This is a genomic window from Exiguobacterium sp. s192 (assembly GCF_018618795.1).
GTDB lineage: Bacteria > Bacillota > Bacilli > Exiguobacteriales > Exiguobacteriaceae > Exiguobacterium_A > Exiguobacterium_A undae.
The window spans coordinates 33,216-55,796 of sequence record NZ_JACSMS010000013.1 but is presented as its reverse complement, the minus strand read 5'-3'; the positions used below and the strand labels follow the sequence as shown (position 1 = coordinate 55,796).

Genomic DNA, 22,581 nt, shown 5'->3' with positions numbered 1-22,581 from the left:
GAACGAAGACAATGGAAACTACAAAAGATGACTCCGGTACAATACCGAAGCCATCTCATAGCATCTTAAAACGTTAAGGGTGCTTTTATTAAACTGTCCAAACTCTAGGGCTCAGTTCATGTAAGGAACAAAAGGTGTTAGCGGCGTTTTTTTCGTTTCTTTTTTGTTCTAAACAAGCTGCTCGAATGATCGAGAACGATATGGATCGTACTGGCGACCATAATCCCGATGACAAAAGCAGGAATGGATTCAAACCAGAGATCGACCGTACTTGGATCGATGATCTCGACGTAAAGGGCCAGAAACAAAAGGGGAATCAAAAAGGCTGCGCTGTACAGCAAGCGAATGATATCACCGATGATCAAGCCGTGGGACCAGATGGATCGGTGCGGCATGATTTTGACGTAGGGCATCCAGAGCACCCGGAATGGTCCGAGCCGGTAGTAAGGTTCCGACTTCAGATCGAGGTCGGGGGAGAGCCAAAGGGTGCCGACGGCGAGTCCGATTGCGGTCGGCAACCAATCCGTCTGCTGTGTTGCGACCGAATACGCAACATAACCCGTCAAGGCAACGGTATTAACCGTATCATGAACATTTCCAGAAGGCATAAAAAAAGACCAGCTGAGCTGGTCCCTCGCTTAGTGGATCGTCCGATATACGCCGATGACCTTGCCGAGAATCGAGACATTGTCGAAATACATCGGGTCCATCGAATCGTTTTCGGGTTGAAGACGTACTTGTTGATCTTCTAAGAAGAACCGTTTTACCGTCGCTTCGCTATCTTCGGTCATAGCAACGACGATTTCACCGTTTTCTGCTGTGTTTTGTTGCCGTACGATGACACGATCACCGTCAAGAATTCCTGCATTGATCATCGATTCACCATCGATCGTCAACATGAAGACGTTTTCGTTTCCAACGTAATGAGCCGGAAGCGGGAAATGTTCTTCGATGTTTTCAATCGCCGTGATTGGAAAACCAGCCGTTACTTTCCCCATGACAGGGATGTGCACGATTGCTTCGTGATCATCTTCAGGTTTATCAAGCAATATCTCAATCGCACGTGGTTTTGTCGGGTCACGGCGAATCAGTCCGCGTTTTTCTAGACGATCCAAATGACCGTGTACCGTTGAGCTTGAAGCAAGACCAACAGCTTCGCCGATTTCACGAACTGAAGGTGGATACCCTTTCAGTTTCACTTGAGCGACGATATAGTCAAGAATTTCTTGTTGTCGTTTTGACATTTTCCGCATATGAATTGCCACCTCTTTTCGGAATGGTTTTTTTGAAGGTTATAGGAATACATGTTTCTAAATTCACTATAACATAGAACAAATGAGCGTACAAACAATTGTTCGACATTTTGTGTTGACCGAACACTGGTTCTTGGTTTATGATGAGTTATGCGAACAATTGTTCCGAGAACATCTATTCTAAATCATTTCAAATTGGAGGGATTCATCATGATGCATACGATCCGTACCCATGCCTTTTCCATTGTCTTTTATACGCTTAGCCTTGCTTTCATTCTTTTCCTCTTAACGCCCCGACCGGATGAAAAGGTCGAACAACTCCTGACGGCTTCTGTTACGGTCGATCAAAATGCGACAGTCGAACAAGTCGCTGAAGTCTACAATGACGGTTCGATGACCGATCAAGAATACGTCGAATGGTTGATTGAGAACAATGAACTGAAGACGACTCATGTCATTTCGAAAAACAAAATCGTTGTACCAATCGCGCAACAATGACAAACTGTAAAAGTTGTCAATGAACGAACAGGGGTGTGAAGTACGATGAAAGTAGTAATCTACTGTCGCGTCTCGACGGAAAAAGAAGCACAGGATAGCTCGCTTGAGCGGCAAAGATCAGAACTGTCGGGACTCGCTGTAACAAAAGGGTTTGAAATCGTGGATATCATCACGGAAAAGGAAAGTGGTTATGATGTCGATCGGGAGGGCATGTTGTCCGTCCTCGATTACGTCACACGTCAGGCAGTGGATGCCATCCTTGTGACGGATGATACCCGTATCGGGCGTGGAAATGCCAAAATCGCGATTTTACACACGTTTCAAAAACATCAGGTCCAACTGATGACGATGGAATCAGACGGCGAATATAAATTGGCTGATGCCGAGGCGATGGTCCTTGAAATCGTCTCGCTCGTCGAGGAGTACCAGCGGAAATTGCATAATGCAAAAATTGCCCGCGGTATGCGACGTGCAGTTGAAAATGGTTTCCGTCCCGAACAGAACCTTAACCGGCAAGGTGAGAATGCAGGTCGGAGCCGAAAAGAAGTCCCGATTGAAGAAATCGTCCGATTACGTGACTTGGGTCTGACATTTGCTGATATCGCCGTTACCTTAAGAGGGATGGGACACGATATTTCAAAGGCGACCGTCAACCGTCGTTATCTCGAATATAAGGAAGTCATCAATACGTATGAAACATGAAGCAGGTGGGTGTGCGAGAAGCGCGCCACACTTGCTTTTTCTGTTCGTGTCTTTTAAAGTAAGGTTACTATTGAAAGCTCGATGTCGAGTCAACAGAAAGAGGGATATCATGTTATCACAAGAACAACTAGACCGAATTAATGAATTAGCCAATAAATCAAAAGTCGAGCCGTTGACGGATGCGGAAACAGCGGAACAAAAAGAATTAAGAACAGCGTATTTGGAAGCCTTCCGCGGTTCATTCAAAAATCAGATGATGGGGATCAAAATCGTCGATGAAGAAGGAACGGACGTTACACCGGAAAAATTAAAGCAAGCGCAGGAAGAAGAACGCAACAAACAATAACCGGAAAAGCTATGTCACTCAATGGATGAGTGGGGTAGCTTTTTTTGATGAAAAGTTCGTAATGTGTATCACAAAAGTGTTAAGAAAACGGCAATAGAGAGCGCATTCATTTCAATGTGACATACTATTTAGAAAAGTTGTATCACATTTCCGGGTGTGCTAAAATGATAAAGAATTTGTGAAAAAGAGAGAGGATGATTGTTTTGACGAACATGACAACAGTAGAACTATTAGCAGTAAATACGATTCGTACATTATCAATTGATGCAGTACAAAAAGCGAACTCGGGTCACCCGGGAATGCCGATGGGTGCAGCACCGATGGCATTTACATTATGGGCGGATCATATGAACCACAACCCTAAAAATCCAGAATGGTTCAACCGTGACCGTTTTGTACTTTCAGCAGGACACGGTTCAATGCTTCTCTACTCACTCCTCCATTTATCAGGCTATGATCTTGCGATGGATGACTTGAAGTCATTCCGTCAATGGAATTCAAAAACACCGGGTCATCCGGAATACCGTCACACGGCAGGTGTTGATGCGACGACTGGTCCACTCGGACAAGGCATCGCGATGGCTGTCGGGATGGCGATGGCAGAACGTCACTTGGAAGCGAAATACAACCGTGACGAGTTAAACGTCGTTGATCACTTCACATACGGCATTTGCGGAGACGGCGACTTAATGGAAGGTGTTTCAGCAGAAGCGGCATCACTTGCAGGACATTTAGGTCTTGGTAAACTGGTCGTTCTGTATGATTCAAATGACATCTCACTCGACGGTGATCTCGATAAATCATTCTCTGAAAACGTCCAACAACGTTTTGAAGCATACAACTGGCAAGTCATTCGCGTTGAAGACGGAACGGATCTTGATTCGATTTCAAAAGCGATCGAAGCAGCGAAAGCTGAAACGACAAAACCAACGTTGATCGAAGTCAAAACGGTCATCGGATTTGGTTCACCAAACAAATCAGGAAAATCGGCTTCGCACGGTGCACCACTCGGAGATGCAGAAATCAAGTTGACGAAAGCAAGCTACGTCTGGGATCACGAAGAATTCTACGTACCGGACGAAGTCAAAGAATTGTTCGAAGAGCGGATCGTTAAACGTGGCGCTGACACGGAAGCAGCATGGGCTGACAAGATGGAGCAATACAAAGCAGCACATCCGGAATTGCATGAAGAACTCGTCCGCGCCATCGCAAACGAACTTCCAAGCAACTGGGAAGCAGACCTGCCGACATACGATTTGACATCGAAAAAAGCAACACGTCAAACAAGTGGAGAAGTCTTGAACGCACTTGCGAAAAACGTCCCGACGATCTTCGGTGGATCGGCTGACTTAGCAGGTTCAAACAACACGATGCTCAAAGGGGAAGCAGACTTCGATATCGATCCAAGCGGTCGTAACATCTGGTTTGGTGTCCGTGAGTTCGCGATGGCAGCAGCTGTTAACGGTATGGCGTTACACGGTGGTGTCATTCCTTACGGTGCGACATTCTTCGTCTTCTCGGATTACTTGCGTCCAGCTGTCCGTTTAGCAGCGTTGATGGGAATCCAGTCAATCTTCGTCTTGACACATGACTCAATCGCAGTCGGTGAAGATGGTCCGACACACGAGCCGGTTGAGCATTTGATGAGTTTCCGCGCAATGCCGAACTTGACGGTCTATCGTCCAGCAGACGGAAAAGAGACAATCGCAGCATGGAAAACAGCGGTTCAATCGAAAAACAAACCGACACTTCTCGTTATGACACGCCAAGGGTTGCCTGAACTCGAAGGCACAACAGTCGAAGGTGCTGAAAAAGGCGGATACGTCATCGCGGGTAACATCGAAACAGCGGATACGATTTTAATGGGAACAGGTTCTGAAGTGCATCTGTTAGTCGAAGCACAAAAAGAACTCGGCGAAACGGCAGCTGTCGTCTCACTTCCATCATGGGAATTGTTCGAAGCCCAATCAGCTGAGTACAAAGAATCGGTCTTGCCAAAACGCATCACGAAGCGTCTTGCGATTGAAGCCGGTGCTTCACTCGGATGGTACAAATATGTAGGAACAGAAGGTCAAGTCATCGGAATCGATCGTTTTGGTGCTTCTGCTCCTGGAGATCTTCTCTTAAAAGAGTACGGCATGTCTGTTGAAAACGTCTTGAACACAGTCAAGCAACTCGGTTAATGAAGAAAGGTGCGCAAACGCGCGCACCTTTTTTTTGCATTATCTATGCAAAGGCTTTAAATTATAGTATAGTAAAAAGCGACGTTTGAAGTTAGAGGAGGAAGCAACTTGGCTACATGGATTTGGATTTTAATTGCCCTTCTTTGCTTGGTAGCTGGTGTCGCCCTTGGTTTCTATATCGCTCGCCGATACATGATGAACTATTTGGAGCAAAACCCACCAATCAACGAAGATATGATTAAGACATTGATGATGCAAATGGGTCAAAAGCCATCACAAAAGAAAGTCAACCAAGTGATGCGTTCAATGAGTGGTTCAATGAAATCACCGAAAAAATAATGACTTGTAAAAGGAGACCATTTTGGTCTCCTTTTGTTTGCTATTTTTTAGGAAGATGGCTAATCTAAAATGTGAGACTATTAGAAATACTCAATCGATTTAAAAAAGGGGGGACTTGTATGGGAGTCTTCAGGAAACTGAGTTGGTTTTTCCGACTCGAATGGAAAGCGTACAGCCTAGGAATCATTGCGTTGATTTTTGTAGCCGGACTGGAACTGATTCCACCAAAAGTGATTGGTGAAACGGTGAATGGACTGAGTGAAGGCAGTTTGACGAGGGACGATTTGATGCGACTCGTCGGCACCTTGTTGTTAATTGGTGTCTCCACGTATGTGATTCGCTATTTTTGGCGGTTCTTTATCTTCGGGGCATCGATTCGCCTCGGACGACTGTTACGCAGTCAATTGTATGGTCATTTCTCCGATTTGGATCAGTCCTTCTATAAAAAGTATCGAAGCGGGGACTTGATGGCACACGCGACGAATGATGTGCAAGCCGTCTCGATGACGGCAGGAGCGGGTATTTTGACGCTTGTCGATTCGGTGACGATGGGGAGCTTCGTCATCATTACGATGGTCACGACAATCAGTTGGAAACTGACACTTGTTTCGTTGTTGCCGATGCCGTTGATGGTCTATTTGACCTCACGCTACGGGAAGATGTTACATTCGCGGTTCCATGATGCGCAAGAAGCCTTTTCTGATTTGAACGATAAGGTTGCGGAAAGTGTCAGCGGGGTCCGGGTCTTAAAAGCAACGGGGGAAGTTGAATCCGATGTCGGGACATTTACCTCATTATCGGATGATGTCGTTCAAAAAAACCGCCGGGTCGCAAAAATCGATGCGTTGTTTGATCCGACAATCTTCGGATTGGTCGGATTGTCATACATCATCGCGGTCGGATACGGTGCCTATTTACTGCAACAGGGCGAAATCCGGATCGGGGATATTGTTTCATTCACTACATACTTAGGCTTACTGACATGGCCGATGCTTGCGTTCGGATGGTTGTTCAACATCGTCGAACGGGGACGGGCATCATACGACCGGATCGAACGGATGCTGGCGGTTGAGCCGGAAATCAAGGATGCGAAGGAAGCGGCGACGACGGTCACGTCATCCGATCTTCACGTCGCGATTGACCGTTTCATCTATGACACGCAACCGGTCTTACAAGATATCGATGTGACGTTACGACCGGGTCAGACGCTCGGAATCGTCGGTCGAACCGGGGCGGGGAAATCGACGTTCGTCCGGTTGTTGTCACGGGAATACGATGTCAAATACGGCTCGGTTTCGATTGGCGGTCAAGACATCAAACAATTGATGCGGGAGACCGTCCGAAAACAAGTCGCGATTGTTCCGCAGGACCACTTCCTGTTTTCCGCCTCGATTGCCGACAATATTGCCTTTGCAAAACCGGATGCTTCGATGGATCAGATCATGGAAGCCGCACGGGTCGCTGCGGTTCATGAGGACATTCTCGGCTTTACGGAAGGATATGCGACGATGGTCGGGGAGCGGGGGGTGACGTTGTCCGGTGGTCAGAAACAACGGATTTCGATTGCTCGCGCGTTGCTGGCCGATTGTCCGATTCTTGTCCTCGATGATGCCTTGTCCGCAGTAGATGCCAAGACGGAAGAAGCAATCATCGAACACTTCCGCACAGCTGATAACGAGCAGTCACAAATCATCGTCGCGCACCGCTTGTCTGCCGTGTCGCATACGGATGAAATCATCGTCCTCGACGCCGGACGGATCATCGAACGCGGAACGCACGACGAACTGCTCCGTCGAGACGGCTGGTACAAGGAGACGTATGACCGGCAACAGCTGGAGTCACTCGTCGAACAGGGAGGTGGAGCGTTTGAATCATGATATCAATGAAAAAGCGGTCCTGAAACGATTGCTCGGATTCGTCAAACCGTTTAAAAAACAAGTGATGGTCGCCTTTTTCCTGTTACTCGTAACGACCGGAGCGAAGCTTGGTGGACCATATCTCGTCAAAATCTTCATCGATGACTATGTCTCGGTCGGGAACTATCCGGTTCAGGAAGTCGCCTTATTGTTCGGTGTTTATCTTGTGCTGCATACGACCGGAATCGTCGTCGATTATTTACAAGCCTTTGAGTTTCAAAAGATTGCCTTAAAGGTCATTCAGCGTCTTCGGATTGATGTATTTCGTCACGTCATGCATCTGAGACTTGGTTACTTCGACCGGACACCGGCCGGCGTACTCGTCTCGCGGATCACAAATGATACGGAAGCCATCAAAGAACTGTATATCGGCGTCTTGTCGACCTTTGTTCAAAGCGGGGTTCAGTTGATCGGGACGTATTTATTCCTCTACCTGCTGGAACCGCGTCTTGCGACGATTGCCTTAGTGTTGTTGCCGCTGTTTTATTTCATTATCTGGATTTACCGCCGTTATTCGACAAAATATTATGCCGAAGTCCGGGATTTATTGTCGAAGATTAACGGTCAATTGAATGAGTCGATCAACGGAATGGCGATCATTCAACAGTTCCGCCAAGAAAAACGATTGATGGCGGAATTTGAGGAAACGAATATCGCCCACCAGAACGGTCGTTATAAGAACTTGAAACTCGACAGTTGGTTACTGCGGCCGATCATTGAGTTGATGCTCGCCTTGACGATCGCTTCCTTGATCACCTATTTTGGAATCTTGTCGTTCTCACAAACGGTCCAAGTCGGGGTCGTCTATGCGTTCATCAGTTATATGGAACGGATCTTTCAGCCGGTTCAACAAATCATGCAACGGTTGTCGGAGTTCCAACAGGCGGTCGTTTCCGCAGACCGCGTCTTTAAAGTCCTTGATACCGATGAGCCGGAACCTTCAAAAACACTGCCAGGGGAAGCATCTGTATCCGAAGGCCATATCGTCTTTGAGAATGTCCGCTTTAGTTACGACGGAGAAAAAGAAGTCCTGAAAGGGATTTCGTTTGAAGCGAAAAAAGGACAGACGGTTGCTTTAGTCGGTCAGACCGGCAGCGGGAAAAGTTCGATCATCAACATCTTGATGCGGTTTTATTCGTATCAGTCCGGTCGAATCTTGATCGACGGACAACCGCTGGAACAGTTGCCGGAAGATGAGTTGCGCCGTCATGTCGGTCTGGTGTTACAGGATTCGTTCCTCTTTACGGGGAGTGTCGCTGATAATATCCGACTGTTTGATCCGTCGATTCCATTCCAAAAGGTCGAAGAGGCAGCACGATTCGTTCAGGCGGACGGCTTCATCAATCAGTTGGATGATCGGTACGACAGTCCGGTCGCCGAGCGGGGAGCGACGTTCTCTGCCGGAGAGCGTCAGCTCGTCTCATTCGCCCGAACGATGGCTCGTGACCCGAAAGTCTTGATTCTTGATGAAGCAACGAGTTCGATTGATACGGAAACCGAAGAAAAAGTTCAAGTCGCCTTAAAACGAATGCGGCAGGGACGGACGACGATTGCGATTGCCCACCGGTTGTCGACCATCCAAGATGCCGATTTGATTTTGGTTCTGCATCAAGGAGAAGTCGTCGAACAAGGAAATCATCAGACGTTGATTGAAAAGAACGGTCTGTATAAAAAGATGTATGAATTACAGTCAGGACATGTCTCATCCGTTTCGTGACACAAAAAAGCCTGCCAGGCGATCTCGCCCGGCAGGTTATTTCTACTTGCTTTTTAAATTAGTAGACAGTTACAGTGACGTTTTGACGTCCCCAGTTGAGTGCTTCTTGTTGTGAACCAACGAGAAGGTCAAGTTTGTTACCTTGGATTGCGCCGCCACGGTCAAGAACGATTGCTTCACCGATACCTGAGATGTGCATGCGCGTACCGATTGGGTATTGTGCTGATGCTGCTACGATACGCATACCATTGTACGTGATCGTATTTGTTACATCATAACCGCTGGCAGTTAATGCACGTCCGTTGTAAAGACGGCTACCGTTGTTTGATGGATCGTTCGTGTACGCTGTAACGTTCATCGTTACTTTTGTACCTGATTTTGCTGCAGTTGTTTGTTTTGTTGCTGTAGCAGGCTTAGCTGCTGGTTTTGGAGCCGGTTTTACAACAGGAGCTGTCGCTTTAGCTGCTGGAGCTTTAGCTGTTGAACCTGCTAATGTTGTATAATCGCTGTGTACGTAACGTGTTTTCCCGTCGATTGTTGTTTTGATCCAAGCACCGACTTTGCTTTCTACGTTAACGGACTGGCCTTTATACAAGTTGCCAACGTCTTTAGAGTTTGTAGTTGGTTGCGTACGAACGTTTAATACTGCCGTAGTGACTGTAGCTTTTTTAAAGTCGAACGAAGAACCGGCTGATGTATAAGCGCCGTGTACATAACGTTTTTGGCCATTGATGTTTGTTTGAATCCATGCGCCAGAACGTCCTTCGACATTTAATTTTTGACCTTTATATACGTTACCTACATCCGCTGATGCCGTCGTAGGTGCTGTGCGTACATTTAATACTTCTGTATTTACTGTTACCGTCTCTGAGGCAGCCTCTGTCTCTTGGGCGAATCCTACTGATAGAGCCGTTGCTGCAAGACCTGCAGCGAAAACTGCTTTTTTCATTATTGATGTCCTCCTGACATATGCTGTGTTTACTGTTCCTACTTTACACGGCAATTCAGGGTTGTGCGTTTACAGGTCGGAGTCATTCAAGTTACAAACCGCTCCAGTGTGACAAACAGATTTCAGAAATGCATGTTTTGTCACGCCTAGGTCATAATGCTTGGAAAAACGATGGTAAAATAGGACTTTCGGCATAGTATAGCGGAAATATTCTAACTATTCCCCGAACTTAAGGCTCAAGGAAAGACCAAAAAGAGAGTAGCTCGACGAAAGTAAAGTATTTTTTCAATGAATCGCATGTAAAGCTCGATTTAAAAAGATGAAATAACTGCATTATATAGAAGAAACACGAAAAAGCCGTCGACGGATTGATCCGTCAACGGCTTTTTTTCAGTTGTATCTATGATTTGCAGATTTCATCCGAGTTAGCCTAAAACAGATTCGTTTGAAGATGGATAGGTATACTTTTGGACAAATCGTGAGTATTCAAGGAGTAATAAATCAAGTTCATGACTGAGCTTTAAAACATGCGGGGAGGTGAAACTAGAACGATCGGCTTGATGATAGAGTTCACTTCGCTTTGCTTCAATCGCTAAAGTCAATAGATGCTGGCTTGTCATAGGATCCTCCCTTACATTGGTGTCATATCCATATTCTAGCAAGTGCATTTGACGAGCGCAACGACATTTCGGGTGAATTGAGTAAATGTAATTTTTTTGTAATTTCATTCGTCACGAAACTTTTTAATCTTTCGGAAGATAATAGGTGCTAAATGTTGATTAGTTTGGCAAAATAGAGAAGGAACTTCTTCTTATTAGAAAGGAGCTGCTGAAATGGAGCTCTCGCTTTGGTTAGCGTTTGGTGCAGGGCTGTTATCGTTCGTCTCTCCCTGTACGCTTCCGTTATACCCGGTCTTCTTGTCGTACATTACCGGTGTCTCTGTAACGGACTTAAAGGAAAAAGGGGTCAGAGAAAAACGTTCATTGTTGCATACATTAGCGTTTTTGGTTGGTTTTGCGATGGTGTTCGCTGTTCTAGGATTGTCGACTTCGTTGTTAGCAGACGTCTTCATCACGTACCGCGATACGTTGCGGATGATCGGCGCGCTTGTCATCTTTGTATTTGGTGTCGTCTTACTTGGTTTATGGCAACCGACATTTTTGATGCGCGAAAAAAAGCTCAACTTAGGTGAACGCAAGGGCGGTTACATCGGTACAGTCCTCGTTGGGATCGGTTTTGCTGCCGGATGGACGCCGTGTACCGGTCCGATTTTGGCAGGTGTGATTGGACTCGCGGCGACAAACCCGAGCCAGGGAATGTTGTACATGCTGTTTTACGTCTTAGGATTTTCGATTCCGTTTTTATTGATGGCATTTTTCGTCGGTCGTTCGAGACTATTCGTGCAATACAGCTTGAAAATGACGAAATTCGGTGGAGCCTTGATGATGTTGTTCGGAATCGTCCTCTATTTTGATGGAATCAGTACGTTTGCGGCATGGATGAGTGACATCGTTGGATTCACCGGATTTTAACAAGGAAGTGATGGGATGATTTGGGTATCAACAGGGGTGGCACTCGTCATGGGGTTGCTGATCAGCTTTATTCGTGTCAAAGCGTCAGCAAAACCGACGAATGCTAAAAAGATTTTGATTCCGCCGTTTGCGATGTCGACGGGGATGCTGCAGTTTTTATACCCGGCGTCACGTTTGACCTGGACGGAAGTGGCGGAAGCGTTATTGATCGGGATGATCTTCAGTATTTTTTTGATCAAGACATCAAACTTTTATGAAGCACAAGGACAGATTTATCTGCAACGTTCAAAAGCATTTTTTATCGTCTTATTCGGAATTTTGATCGTCCGGACAGTCGCGAAGTTCATCATCGGTGGTCAGATCGATATCTTCGAGACCGGCGGGATTTTCTATCTCGTTGCTTTCGGAATGATCGTTCCGTGGCGAATTGCGATGTATCTGAAGTACAAACAAGTCAAGTCGGGGATCGTTCATGTCGAACATTTACCGCAAAACTAAACGGAAGGATTCTCAATTGAGAGTCCTTCCGTTTAGCTTTGGAAATAAAATTCGTAATCGCGCCAGTCGATGGCGTGTTCACGGAGCGCTTTTTTCAAAAATTTATGATCGCGTTTTGGTGTCGCGGAGATATACCCTTTAACGACTAGCTCAGACGTCATCTTCGACGCCCGTTCTTCCAGGGCAAACTGTCCGATCCGTCCGGCGATTTTTCGACGTGCCACATCCCGAAAAGCTGCCGGGACAGGCATGACCAGTGCGTTTAATAAATCAAGTGTTTCATCCGTCCATAAATGGCGGGTCTGATCGATGTATTCATCTTCCCAGTCCATCATCGATTTGCCGTCTTCTTTCGGAAGCTTCTTTAGGAACTTCCGGAACATGAAGAAACCGCCGATCGCCATCAGTGTGATCATGATAAAGCCCCAGAGCAAAATTCCGTTCATGAACCATGCCATCCGTGACTCATCCCCCTTTCAACATCACTTATAGATTAGCATAATTTTTTTGGTCATGCTATGATAAATGACGGAGAAAGCGAGGCGGAACGATGTTACAACCTTATGTACAATTGGATGAATCCGGGCGGCCGCAAAAAGGTCTGTTACCGGAGACGGCGGACGGTCGTGTCGTCGAATTTTATTATGATACGAGCGGAACGGACATCACCGTCGTGTTCGTGACGATTCCGTCTCAAGATGCCAGCCGGAAGCGGGCATTCACCGTCGGGAAGACGTTTAAGACGATCTCGACGCTTGAAGACTTTACGTTGTTGCGGTACGACTTGACGGATCACACCATTTTCGCAACCCTTGAAATGTTTGCGGATGGATCGAAGCGTCAAATTGATGCTTCGAGATTGCTCGACTATTAAAAAGAAGGAGGTGCGGATCGCCGCGACTCCTTCTTTTTTTAATGACTGATTGAGATGATACCGTCCTCGATTTTGGCCTGACCGCCAATCGGAAACGTAAACAGCGGCATCGTATGACCAAAGTCTGCACCGGCAATGACCGGAATGGACATTAGCGAAGGATACAACTGCACCAAATACCGTAACTGCTCCTCGGTCATCTGTGTCGCGAGTTGGAAACGACCGAAGACGATCCCGCGGATGGCGTCCGCACCGGGCTGTGCCATCAAGGAGGCAAAGTCGCGGGCGAACGTCGCCGGATGGACTTCGTAATCATCTTCAAGAAACAGGATGCTGTCGCGCAAGTCCGGGAAATAAGCAGTTCCTTGCAGGAGATTGAGCGTACACAGGTTACCGCCGAGCAGGCGTCCTTGTCCAGAACCCGATGACAAGATAACCTGTCCGGGGTTCGGAAGCGTAACGGACTTGCCGTCCTGCGTATCATGCCAATTGCTGCTCGACTGAATCGTTAACGGATCATCCGTGAACAGCATCTGTTTGAACGCTTGGAGCGTATAGGCATCACGCGCGGCCAGTCCACGCAACATCGGTCCGGAATAGGTGACAAGACCACTTTTCGTAAAGATCGCTTGACTGAGTGCCGTGATGTCTGAAAACCCGCAGAGGATTTTCGGATTTTGACGAATCAACGCGTAATCCAATCCGTCGAGTAACTCGTTCGAGCTGAACCCACCACGGACACACAGGATCGCATCGATGGAAGGATCGCTGAATGCCGTATGCAAGTCATCAATCCGACAAGCAGGATCACTTGACCCAAACGGATTGACGGCGCGGGCATGCTGGCTGATCGAGACCCGCAGACCCAATGATTCGAGCACGGTAATCGCACGATCAATCGTCTTGACGTCAACTGTCGCTAGACTTGATGCCGGAGCAAGCAGGCGGACGTGTGAACCGTCCGACAGCCGTTTCGGAACGATTGGTGTCAGTTGTTGTTCAATACACTCGATCCGGTTACCAAACGGATCCGCCGTGAAAAAACGGCGCCGGGGAGCGAGACGATCATCAAACTGAATTGGATAACCGGCTGCTCCTAAACGTGCTGCCACGTCGTCCAGATGCGAGAATGTCAGACCCGGGTGCGCTTTTTGAGCGGGTTGGAACGGTTCTTCGATGCCGAGGTGAAGCGCAGCGCCGTGATCTTCGAACCAGACTCCGCCACTCGCTTGGACACCGCTTGGTTTTTCGACTTCCTTCATATGTAAAAGCCCGGTATAAAACGACCGAGCTTGTGATTCTGAACCTGTTGGGGCAGCAAGCTGTACATGATCTAACATCGGCACACATCCTCTCAAGAATTAAACGATGAATTCAGTGACCCGTTTGAGTTCCCGTTCGACGAAATTCAAGTAAAAATGTCCGTCGATCCGGCGGTCCAGTTCTTGTGCGACTTCATAGATATTCGAGCGCAGTACACCGAGATAGGCGACTTCCGCATGGCGGGCGGCGCGGTACGATGCAGCATAATGTGCGAGCAGGAATTGAAGGTAACCGCGGTCCGTCAGTAACGGAATCAATTGTTTTTTCTCTTCCATTGACCAGACATAGTTCGGGTCATAGTACATCTCCGCGTAAAGATGGTACGGTTCGTCACCGCCTGTAAAGAGCGGTTTGACGCGTTTGACTTCCTGAGTCAACTGGTCCGTCCAATCAAACCGGTCTTTCTTCCGGCTGATGAATAACGGTAAGATGTAAGGATGGGCTTGATCCGGCATCCGGGAACAACCCCGTTCATGGCGGATGGCTGCATAGAGCAGGAGGGCCCGGTCTTCAAATCCGCGTTCGATGGCATACGTCATCCGGCTGAAGCCTTCACAAGACGGGCAGTCGCTCAGTTCGTCCGGTGGAGCGTCGACCCATTCGGCGAGGTAATGATCCGCCTGCTCTTCATCACCCAGTTTGCTGTAAAGCATGAAACCGATGTAGTCGCGTGTCCGGGAAAACCCATGGGTGTCACAAAAATCAACGAAACGGTCAAAATCTTCTTCAAGTAAAGCAACCGGCATATCTTCTTGTTCTGCCGCGTAGATTAAATAAGATTTATAATTCCAGTACAGGTCAAGTTCCTGTTTTGGGGTCAAATTCAATTCATCTTTTCGGATCCAATCCATCAATAAAGAAAATGAAACCAAAAAGGAGCGGAAGTGACCCAGGTCGAATTGGTTTTGAGAGAAGGTCCACAAGGCAAGGGGACGGAGTGTTGCGTCGGTCGTATCTTCGAAAATCGTCCACAGGGATTCGCCGCGTTCAAGTGACGGATCGGCTTCTTTAAGACGAAGGTATAAACTGTTTAACTCTTCATGAGGGTTCATCTGTACCCCTCCTTTCTTATACAAGTATACCACGCACATCATCAGAAGGCGTCGATGAGGTCGGCGAACAAAAAAATGATTCCGCCCACGATTAATCGCGGCTCGGAATCATTTCAAGGATCTGTCGGTGTGTTGCGTTTGTTGGATGAAGTAAATCGCTTATCGTGTAGCTATTCAGGACTTGATGGAACGCGGCAATCGCGTCATCAAAAGCTTCACGTGCGGGATCAAGCGAGGGCAGCTCTGCTGCACCTTCAAGTGGATCTAAAAAATGAATCGTTGGTTCAAATAGCTGCACAACGTCACCGATATAAATTTCATCCGGCGGACTCGCTAAACGAAATCCACCACCGCGACCACGAACAGAATGGATCAAACCACTTTGTCCTAAACGATAGACGACTTTCATCAGATGATTTTTTGAGATGTCGTAACAATCCGCTACTTCCTGAATTCGGACAAGTCGATCAGAGTGTGCCCCGGCAAACAACAGGGATCTGATTGCATAATCCGTATAACGTGTCATGCGCATTTTCATCACCTACTTAACCACCATCCTAGAGAAGTATTTCTGGAAGTACAAGTTTGAATGTGTTAAATCAAAGATGCATTTTAGAGATTGAATTTAAAAGGCGATTTTGCCATAATAAGCGATGAAAGGTAGGTCATGTCATGCATTTCGACCAGGCGTTACACCTGTTACAAACAGTCGGACCGGAAATGGAACAAAAGGGATTGCGGATTGCCAGCCGTTTCTATAAACAATTGGAAGACAACTATAGCGCAGAATTACAGGGATTTGAAAGTCATACGACTGCGACACAAAGTTTGGAGTTACGGATTCTGCGACTCGGACAGCTGTTAAAGCACGTGACGAATCAGGATGAGTCCAGTGAACTGTTTAAATTGATCTTATTGAACGAAATCAATCAGACAAAATCGTTTATCATGACCTATCCGGAAATCGTCAGTACAGAACTTCTCTTGGCGATTCGGACGGAACTGGAATTGGCACCGACGGATCCGGTGATGGAAGCCTGGGAAGTCGTCCATCATCAACTCGTCGAGACGTGCCGTCATTTTTACAAATTCAAGAATCAAGGCGATTGGGCGCGGCTTGACGTCTTGTTGGTCGCGGAACATCATCACCTTGGAGCCGTCATCGACGAAGCACGGTATGCGCTGATGAGTGGACGGAAAACAACGATTCTCCATGTCCGCAATAAAAAGCCATCTTCGAAGAAGCTGGCGACAGCGCTGAATGTCCTGACGAAACAAGGGTTGATTTTCCACAGTATGCAGACAGAAGAATGGGACGAACAACTCGAGCAGTTCCTGGGATTGATCTCGATTGGTGACCCGATTACCTTTGCGAGTGGATCCAGCCGGTTCATCACAGAAGTACAACGGACATTGGAACCGTTACCGGTCATATTCAGTCCGTTCGTCGCGGACGGGGTTTTGCCATCTTGACGGAGCTCAAATAGTGAGATGACTTCAGAAGAACGCAGAAGTCCTGTTTGTCGTGAACGTATCCTTAATGGTAAAATAATGGATATTTCACGATTGAGGAAAAGAGGGATAATGGATGCCAATGATCTATTTGACCCGTCACGGTGAGACGGAATGGAATATCGAAAACAGGTTGCAAGGGTGGAAAAACTCTCCGTTAACTGCCAAAGGGCAACTGTATGCCGAAAAATTAGGGCGACATCTGCAAGACATCCCGTTTCAAGCCGTCTACTCGAGTCCGAGTGAACGTGCACTTCAAACGGCGCAATTGATTTGTGACGGACGAACGACACCGATTCAGACCGATGCCCGGTTAAAAGAAATTCACATGGGCGAATGGGAAGGCAAGACACATGATTTCTTAAAACAGAATGACCTGGAAGCCTATACGGCGTTTTGGGAGACACCTCATCTGTATACTTCAAAAACAGGAGAGAGTTTTGATGTATTAAAGAATCGTCTCCTTGAATTTTTAAAAGCGATACAAGTGAAACATCAAGAAGAAACGATTTTAATTGTCACACACGGCATCGCGATTAAAGTGCTGTTATCTCATTTCAAAGGGACTGCCCTAGAGCACTTGTGGACGTCGTCCTTTATTCACGGGACCAGTCGAGTCAACGGATCAGGGAGACGTGGTTCTGCTTGAAGGCGATATGACACACGCGAAGCAGGAAGTGTGATCTTCATTCTGTACATACAAAACCCCCGGACCGGACACTTACATCGAGTGTCTGATCCGGGGGTTTATTTGATATGAGTCTCGCACTGTCAAGCGGATTGTGATAACCGTTTTGCCCGCCGGATTGATCGGTCGAGTGCCAGGTAAACGAGGCCGGACAAGCAACAGGCGACCCCGACACCGGCGAGCGCATATTGTCCGTTTCCGGAATCAAGGAACAGGGATCCGAGCAGCGGCGCCGTGACACCGCCGATCAACCATTGGATGCTGGCAGCACCATTATAGGTTCCGCGCAAGTGTTCCGGTGCAATCAAGGCGATAAACGTCATTTGGACCGGGGACATGATCATCTCACCGAGGGTATAGAGGGCGTAGATGACGAGTAACACCGTCACGAGCACCAGATACTCCGTTCCGAGTGAGAAAAGATACGACGGAATGAAGGCGAGTAAAATCATGCCGATTCCAAAAATACAGGCTCCGAGCAGCATAACCTTTCCGAATGCTTTGCCGGACAAGCGGGCGGCGATCGGGAACTGGAACAAGACGACCATGATCCCGTTTAAGCCCATCAAGTACGGGAACGGGTTTTTGTCGTTCGGCAGACCCGGTAAGGCTTCTTTCAGGAAAACCGGTAACATGCTTTCGACGAGGGCAAAGCCCATTGAGATGAAGACACCGGCTGCGATGAAAATTAAGAAGACATTGTCTTTGCGCAGGACGGTGAAGGCGGATAACTTCGGTTCGTCACCGGTATGTTCGATCTGATCCGGTTTTGTTTCTTGGATGAAGATCAACAAGACGAGTGCATACACGAAAAAGACGGCGGCGGCAGCGTAGAAAATCAGCGATCGATCGACGAATAAAACGGCACTTCCGATCAACGGACCAAACGCAGCACCGACATTATGCCCCATCCGCAGGAGCCCAAACGATTCATTGAGCCGTTCTGGCGGCGTGACATCGGCGACCATCGCACTTGCTGCCGGGTGGAACAAGGAGTTCGTCAGACCGAGTAAGGCATTCATTAACAATAACGGCCAAAACGAATCAGCGAATGAGAAACCGATCAAAGCGACGACATCGCCGACAATCGAGATGACCATGAGCGGTTTACGGCCATACAAGTCGGCGAGATACCCGCCGAGGAAGGAACCGAACAATGAGGTGATCGGTCCGGTCGCCATGATGAGACCAACCAAAAAGTACGAATCGAGTTGTTCGGAATAATACAGAACAAGAAATGGTGCAATCATGAACATCATGACTCCGGTAATCGTTTCCCCGACGAACCGGATCCAGATGTTGCGGTCAAGCTGTTTTAATGCAGTAAACATAAACAAAACCCCTTATACTTCCGTTTTTAGACCATAAAAAAGACGGATACGCACAAATATGGGCATACCCGTCCTGATATAAGAGGGCAGCATGTACGTATACGCATACGTACACCCTGCTTAATTAAAAATTAAACGATTGGGTGACGTACAGTTGTAGCCAATACGTAAATCGATGGTTGCTGATTAAATGATTGTGACATTGTACGTCTCCTCCTTCTTGTCATAGTAACTTCCTCGTCATCGTATAGAAGATCGAGCGGAGTTGTCAACTTGAAATCTGAAAATTAAGTCAACAAAGTGAAATGGACGAGACTGCGAAAATTCGGTATGATAGACTAGTTGCGAAAATGAGCGAGGTAACCACTTTTTAAGAAGATTTTTAATATATAGGTGAAAGGAATTACCCTACATGACAAAATTACTCCAAACCGAAGTCGAGAAACGCCGGATCTTCGGAATTATTTCCCACCCGGATGCCGGGAAAACGACATTAACTGAAAAATTCTTACTCCACGGTGGCGCGATTCGTGAAGCCGGATCGGTCAAAGCGCGGAAAAACTCGAAATTTGCGAAATCCGACTGGATGGAGATCGAAAAACAACGGGGAATCTCCGTTACATCATCCGTCATGCAGTTTGAGTATGACAAAAAAATCGTCTCGATCATGGATACACCGGGTCACTCCGATTTCGGGGAAGATACGTACCGGATCCTGACAGCCGTCGACTCGGCGATCATGGTCATCGATGCCGCAAAAGGGATCGAGTCGCAAACGAAAAAACTATTCCAAGTCTGTCGGATGCGCGGGATTCCGATCTTTACGTTCATCAACAAGATGGACCGTCAAGCGCGTGATCCACTTGAATTGATGGAAGAACTCGAGGAAGTCCTCGGCATTCCATCAGTCGCTGTCACATGGCCGGCCGGATCGGGTCAACAGTTTGAAGGCGTCTATGACCGCGTCAACGAGAAGTTCCATTGCTTCAAGAACGACCGTCTGACGATTAATCTCGGTGAAGAAGGACTCGCGAACGACCAGTTGGCGTCAACGATCAACAACGAGATGTACGATACATTGGTGGATGAAGTCGATCTGCTCGACGGAGCGGGAAATGCGTATGACGAAGAGTTGATTGCGAAAGGTGAATTGACACCGGTCTTCTTCGGTTCTGCCCTGGTTGACTTCGGAATCACACCGTTGCTTGAGCATTACCTCAACTTGTCACCGTCGCCGACACCACGTGAGTCGAACAAAGGACAAATCGAGCCGGCACAAGAATTCTTCAGCGGCTTTGTCTTCAAGATTCAAGCGAACATGAACCCGAATCACCGTGACCGGATTGCCTTCGTGCGGATCTGTACCGGAAAATTCGACCGCGGGATGGAAGTCGTCCTGACGCGGACCGGCAAAAAAATGAAGTTATCCCAATCGACGCAGTTCATGGCAGACGAGCGGGAAACGGTCAATGAAGCGTTTGCGGGAGATGTCATCGGTCTGTATGATTCCGGCAACTATCAAATCGGCGACACGATCACGAACGGTGATCCAAGTCTTCAGTACGAAGCATTGCCGACATTTGCACCGGAATTGTTCCTCAAAGTCTTTACGAAAAACGCACTGAAATCAAAACAGTTCCAAAAAGGTGTGGAACAGCTCGCCCAAGAGGGAGCGATTCAGGTCTACAAGACCGAATACAACGAGATCATCCTCGGCGCGATCGGACAACTTCAATTTGAAGTCTTCGAACACCGCCTTAAAGGGGAGTACGGCGTTGATATCTTAAAAGATGCGGCGAACTTCCAAGTCGCGAAGTGGGTCAAGGTGACGGAAATCAGTGAAGTCAAGAAGTTGACGGATTCACGGACCGTCCTTGTCTACGACCGTTGGGAAAATCCGGTTCTGTTGTTTGCCAACGACTTCGTTTACGAACGATTTGTTCAGAAAAATGACGGTGTCATCACGCTTGTTGATTCACCACAGTTACTCAAAGATTAATCGAAGTGAGACGTGTTTTTCCGATTCAGCGGAAGACACGTCTTTTTTTCGTTTTGAGATGACGAAACAAGGGTAAAAATTGAAGTCTGTAGATTCATATCTCTTTGAGAGGAATGGTGTTGACGATGGCAAAGAAATTTATCGGAATTTTTCATGATGAGTCGAGCTTACATCAGAAAATGCAAGCGTTAAAAGAGCAAGGTCACAAGGACTCCGATTTTTCAGTGGTTGGACGGGACGAAGCGGCGGATGAGGCATCCGGTGCGTCATGGATCGACCAGATCAAATCAAAATTCAGTCACGAACCGCCACTGCGTGAAACATTAAAGCGGGTGGGGCATTCCGATCAAGAGACAGAACAACATTATCAAGAAGTCGAGCGGGGCGGAATCGCGCTGTTTGCAAAAGACCGACATGACGATCATGACCATGGACATAATCATGATCATTCACGCGACCATCTGCATGACGAAGGGCACCGGCATGATGGAAAAGTTGAAAATCCGGGCGTCAATGATTATGAGTCGGAACACGAATCCGATCACGATAAAAGCGATCGTTCAAAATGGAAAGCGGACGATATAGACTAAATCCTAGACGCAAAACTGAGATACTCAGTTTTGCGTCTTTTTTTAGGGAAAGTGAAGTTTGTTCATTAGCGCTTTAAAAATCGCCGATGCTATACTGGACGTATCAAAGAGGTGAAGAAAATGAAAAAAACAGTAGCAGCATTAGCCGGACTCGGTGTCCTTGGAGCGGTCTTCATGACCCGTTATCCGTTATTCGGTCGCCGTCCGTCAAAAACAGATCAACAGCAGTATACGCGTTCCCGTCAGTTTTCGAACGGAAAGTTTCAAAATGAATTACCGTTCCAACTGAAGATGGAATGGGAGACAATGAAAAGTATTTTAAAAGATTACGGTCGGGAATTACCGTCGTTAAAGCCGGTCAAGCCATTGCCGGTCGTCCCGTTTGAACGACGGACGAACGGAACGGAGCCGCGGGTGACGTGGTTCGGACATTCGGCGTTCCTGCTTGAACTCGATCAACAAACGATTTTCTTTGATCCGATGCTCGGTCGTGCGCCGTCACCGTTCCCGAAACTCGGAGGCGGACGGTTCCAAACGACGGCGCCGGTCGATCTCGATGCGTTACCGCCGATTGATCTGGTCATCTATTCGCATGACCATTACGATCACTTGGATTATCATTCGATCTTGGCGTTAAAAGACCGGGTCGGGCGATTCATCGTCCCGCTTGGTGTCGCAAGCCGCCTAAAAGGCTGGGGAGTGGATCCGGACCGGATTACGGAACTCGATTGGCACGAATCGGTCGAGACGAATGGTCTCCGATTGACGGCAACACCCGCCCGGCACTATTCGGGACGAAATGGTCTTGATCAATTTTCGACGCTTTGGGCGTCATGGGTAATTGAGGGATCGAAGAAAGTCTTCTTCAGCGGAGACAGTGGCTACGGTCCACACTTTAAGGCGATCGGGGAACAGTATGGTCCGTTTGATGTCACCATCATGGAATGTGGCCAATACGATACCCGGTGGTCGAGTTCACACATGTTGCCGGAACAGACACTCGCTGCGCATCTCGATGTTAAAGGAGACGTGCTGATTCCGGTCCACTGGTCGGCGTTTACGCTGGCATTTCATCCGTGGTACGAACCGGTCGAACGTTTGCTGAAAGAAGCCGTAAAATATGAGGTGTCGGTCGTGACACCGATGATCGGCGAAAGTGTCACCGCTGCCAGTGAAACACGCAGATGGTGGCGTGAGGTACGGTGAAGTGAAATGAAGTGAAGTGAAACTCGTCTTCCTTTCCCGTGGTAGGAGTCACGGGAAGAAGCCGGGTGTAATG

At 47.6% G+C, this 22,581-nt stretch carries 24 protein-coding genes; 15 read left to right on the top strand and 9 right to left on the bottom strand.

Annotated elements, in window-relative coordinates; genetic code table 11:
- Positions 1–137: 137 nt before the first annotated feature.
- Together KNP87_RS15320 and lexA are read right to left on the bottom strand one after the other, a co-directional pair.
- Complete coding sequence (locus tag KNP87_RS15320; RefSeq protein WP_214722223.1) at positions 138–608, bottom strand: metal-binding protein; 471 nt, start codon at positions 606–608, stop codon at positions 138–140.
- 30 nt (positions 609–638) lie between these two features.
- The gene (gene lexA / locus KNP87_RS15315; RefSeq protein ID WP_026833385.1) at positions 639–1,253 is read right to left on the bottom strand and encodes a transcriptional repressor LexA; all 615 of its coding nucleotides are present in this window, start codon (positions 1,251–1,253) and stop codon (positions 639–641) included.
- A gap of 210 nt (positions 1,254–1,463) precedes the next feature.
- Here lexA and yneA point away from each other — a divergent pair, with 210 nt between their 5' ends.
- From yneA to KNP87_RS15280, 7 genes are all read left to right on the top strand, one after another.
- Entirely contained in the window at positions 1,464–1,751 is a 288-nt protein-coding gene (yneA, locus tag KNP87_RS15310; RefSeq protein ID WP_026833384.1) for a cell division suppressor protein YneA, read from the top strand.
- Positions 1,752–1,796: 45 nt separating this feature from the next.
- Positions 1,797–2,453 (top strand): YneB family resolvase-like protein, encoded by a 657-nt coding sequence (locus KNP87_RS15305; protein WP_214722222.1) that lies wholly within the window; start codon positions 1,797–1,799, stop codon positions 2,451–2,453.
- Between the two features lie 109 nt (positions 2,454–2,562).
- The gene (locus tag KNP87_RS15300; RefSeq protein WP_012369999.1) at positions 2,563–2,799 is read left to right on the top strand and encodes a DUF896 domain-containing protein; all 237 of its coding nucleotides are present in this window, start codon (positions 2,563–2,565) and stop codon (positions 2,797–2,799) included.
- 212 nt (positions 2,800–3,011) lie between these two features.
- The gene (tkt, locus tag KNP87_RS15295) at positions 3,012–4,982 is read left to right on the top strand and encodes a transketolase (RefSeq protein ID WP_251135648.1); all 1,971 of its coding nucleotides are present in this window, start codon (positions 3,012–3,014) and stop codon (positions 4,980–4,982) included.
- Between the two features lie 108 nt (positions 4,983–5,090).
- Entirely contained in the window at positions 5,091–5,321 is a 231-nt protein-coding gene (locus KNP87_RS15290) for a YneF family protein (RefSeq protein WP_012370001.1), read from the top strand.
- Between the two features lie 119 nt (positions 5,322–5,440).
- Positions 5,441–7,198, top strand: coding sequence for an ABC transporter transmembrane domain-containing protein (locus tag KNP87_RS15285; protein WP_214722220.1), 1,758 nt, complete (start codon positions 5,441–5,443; stop codon positions 7,196–7,198).
- On the top strand, positions 7,188–8,954 hold the full coding sequence (locus tag KNP87_RS15280) for an ABC transporter ATP-binding protein (RefSeq protein ID WP_214722219.1): 1,767 nt from the start codon (positions 7,188–7,190) through the stop codon (positions 8,952–8,954). The genes KNP87_RS15285 and KNP87_RS15280 overlap by 11 nt, the downstream gene beginning before the upstream one ends.
- Positions 8,955–9,012: 58 nt before the next feature.
- Here the strand turns inward: KNP87_RS15280 and KNP87_RS15275 are convergent, their stop codons facing one another.
- Both KNP87_RS15275 and KNP87_RS15270 read right to left on the bottom strand, forming a co-directional pair.
- The gene (locus KNP87_RS15275; protein ID WP_214722218.1) at positions 9,013–9,903 is read right to left on the bottom strand and encodes an SH3 domain-containing protein; all 891 of its coding nucleotides are present in this window, start codon (positions 9,901–9,903) and stop codon (positions 9,013–9,015) included.
- A gap of 425 nt (positions 9,904–10,328) precedes the next feature.
- Positions 10,329–10,523 carry an aspartyl-phosphate phosphatase Spo0E family protein gene (locus KNP87_RS15270; RefSeq protein ID WP_026833378.1) on the bottom strand — a complete coding sequence of 65 codons (195 nt, stop codon included), beginning with the start codon at positions 10,521–10,523 and terminating at the stop codon, positions 10,329–10,331.
- Between the two features lie 213 nt (positions 10,524–10,736).
- Between KNP87_RS15270 and KNP87_RS15265 the strand changes: the two genes are divergently transcribed.
- Both KNP87_RS15265 and KNP87_RS15260 read left to right on the top strand, forming a co-directional pair.
- Positions 10,737–11,435 (top strand): cytochrome c biogenesis CcdA family protein, encoded by a 699-nt coding sequence (locus KNP87_RS15265; protein ID WP_214722217.1) that lies wholly within the window; start codon positions 10,737–10,739, stop codon positions 11,433–11,435.
- A 15-nt stretch (positions 11,436–11,450) separates the two neighbouring features.
- Positions 11,451–11,933 carry a CcdC family protein gene (locus KNP87_RS15260; protein WP_026833376.1) on the top strand — a complete coding sequence of 161 codons (483 nt, stop codon included), beginning with the start codon at positions 11,451–11,453 and terminating at the stop codon, positions 11,931–11,933.
- Between the two features lie 32 nt (positions 11,934–11,965).
- Here KNP87_RS15260 and KNP87_RS15255 read toward each other — a convergent pair whose 3' ends face one another.
- Positions 11,966–12,391, bottom strand: a complete 426-nt coding sequence (locus tag KNP87_RS15255; protein WP_026833375.1) for a DUF2621 family protein — start codon at positions 12,389–12,391, stop codon at positions 11,966–11,968.
- A 92-nt stretch (positions 12,392–12,483) separates the two neighbouring features.
- On the opposite strand from KNP87_RS15255, the gene KNP87_RS15250 reads away from it, so the two are divergent.
- Positions 12,484–12,807 (top strand): hypothetical protein, encoded by a 324-nt coding sequence (locus tag KNP87_RS15250; RefSeq protein WP_026833374.1) that lies wholly within the window; start codon positions 12,484–12,486, stop codon positions 12,805–12,807.
- A gap of 38 nt (positions 12,808–12,845) precedes the next feature.
- Here KNP87_RS15250 and KNP87_RS15245 read toward each other — a convergent pair whose 3' ends face one another.
- From KNP87_RS15245 to KNP87_RS15235, 3 genes are all read right to left on the bottom strand, one after another.
- The gene (locus KNP87_RS15245; RefSeq protein ID WP_214722216.1) at positions 12,846–14,147 is read right to left on the bottom strand and encodes a VOC family protein; all 1,302 of its coding nucleotides are present in this window, start codon (positions 14,145–14,147) and stop codon (positions 12,846–12,848) included.
- Between the two features lie 21 nt (positions 14,148–14,168).
- Positions 14,169–15,182 (bottom strand): hypothetical protein, encoded by a 1,014-nt coding sequence (locus tag KNP87_RS15240; protein ID WP_214722215.1) that lies wholly within the window; start codon positions 15,180–15,182, stop codon positions 14,169–14,171.
- Positions 15,183–15,273: 91 nt separating this feature from the next.
- The gene (locus KNP87_RS15235; protein ID WP_026833371.1) at positions 15,274–15,714 is read right to left on the bottom strand and encodes an RrF2 family transcriptional regulator; all 441 of its coding nucleotides are present in this window, start codon (positions 15,712–15,714) and stop codon (positions 15,274–15,276) included.
- 140 nt (positions 15,715–15,854) lie between these two features.
- Between KNP87_RS15235 and KNP87_RS15230 the strand changes: the two genes are divergently transcribed.
- A complete protein-coding gene (locus KNP87_RS15230) occupies positions 15,855–16,655 on the top strand; it encodes a globin family protein (protein ID WP_214722214.1) in 801 nt (266 codons plus the stop codon).
- A gap of 115 nt (positions 16,656–16,770) precedes the next feature.
- Positions 16,771–17,343: a histidine phosphatase family protein gene (locus tag KNP87_RS15225; protein ID WP_214722213.1), complete on the top strand. Its 573-nt coding sequence runs from the start codon at positions 16,771–16,773 to the stop codon at positions 17,341–17,343.
- A gap of 122 nt (positions 17,344–17,465) precedes the next feature.
- Here the strand turns inward: KNP87_RS15225 and KNP87_RS15220 are convergent, their stop codons facing one another.
- Positions 17,466–18,713 (bottom strand): MDR family MFS transporter, encoded by a 1,248-nt coding sequence (locus KNP87_RS15220; RefSeq protein ID WP_214722212.1) that lies wholly within the window; start codon positions 18,711–18,713, stop codon positions 17,466–17,468.
- A 412-nt stretch (positions 18,714–19,125) separates the two neighbouring features.
- On the opposite strand from KNP87_RS15220, the gene KNP87_RS15215 reads away from it, so the two are divergent.
- From KNP87_RS15215 to KNP87_RS15205, 3 genes are all read left to right on the top strand, one after another.
- Positions 19,126–20,712 (top strand): peptide chain release factor 3, encoded by a 1,587-nt coding sequence (locus tag KNP87_RS15215; RefSeq protein WP_214722211.1) that lies wholly within the window; start codon positions 19,126–19,128, stop codon positions 20,710–20,712.
- Positions 20,713–20,837: 125 nt separating this feature from the next.
- On the top strand, positions 20,838–21,302 hold the full coding sequence (locus KNP87_RS15210) for a general stress protein (protein WP_251135647.1): 465 nt from the start codon (positions 20,838–20,840) through the stop codon (positions 21,300–21,302).
- 120 nt (positions 21,303–21,422) lie between these two features.
- Entirely contained in the window at positions 21,423–22,508 is a 1,086-nt protein-coding gene (locus tag KNP87_RS15205) for an MBL fold metallo-hydrolase (protein WP_214722209.1), read from the top strand.
- The last annotated feature ends 73 nt before the right edge of the window (positions 22,509–22,581 follow it).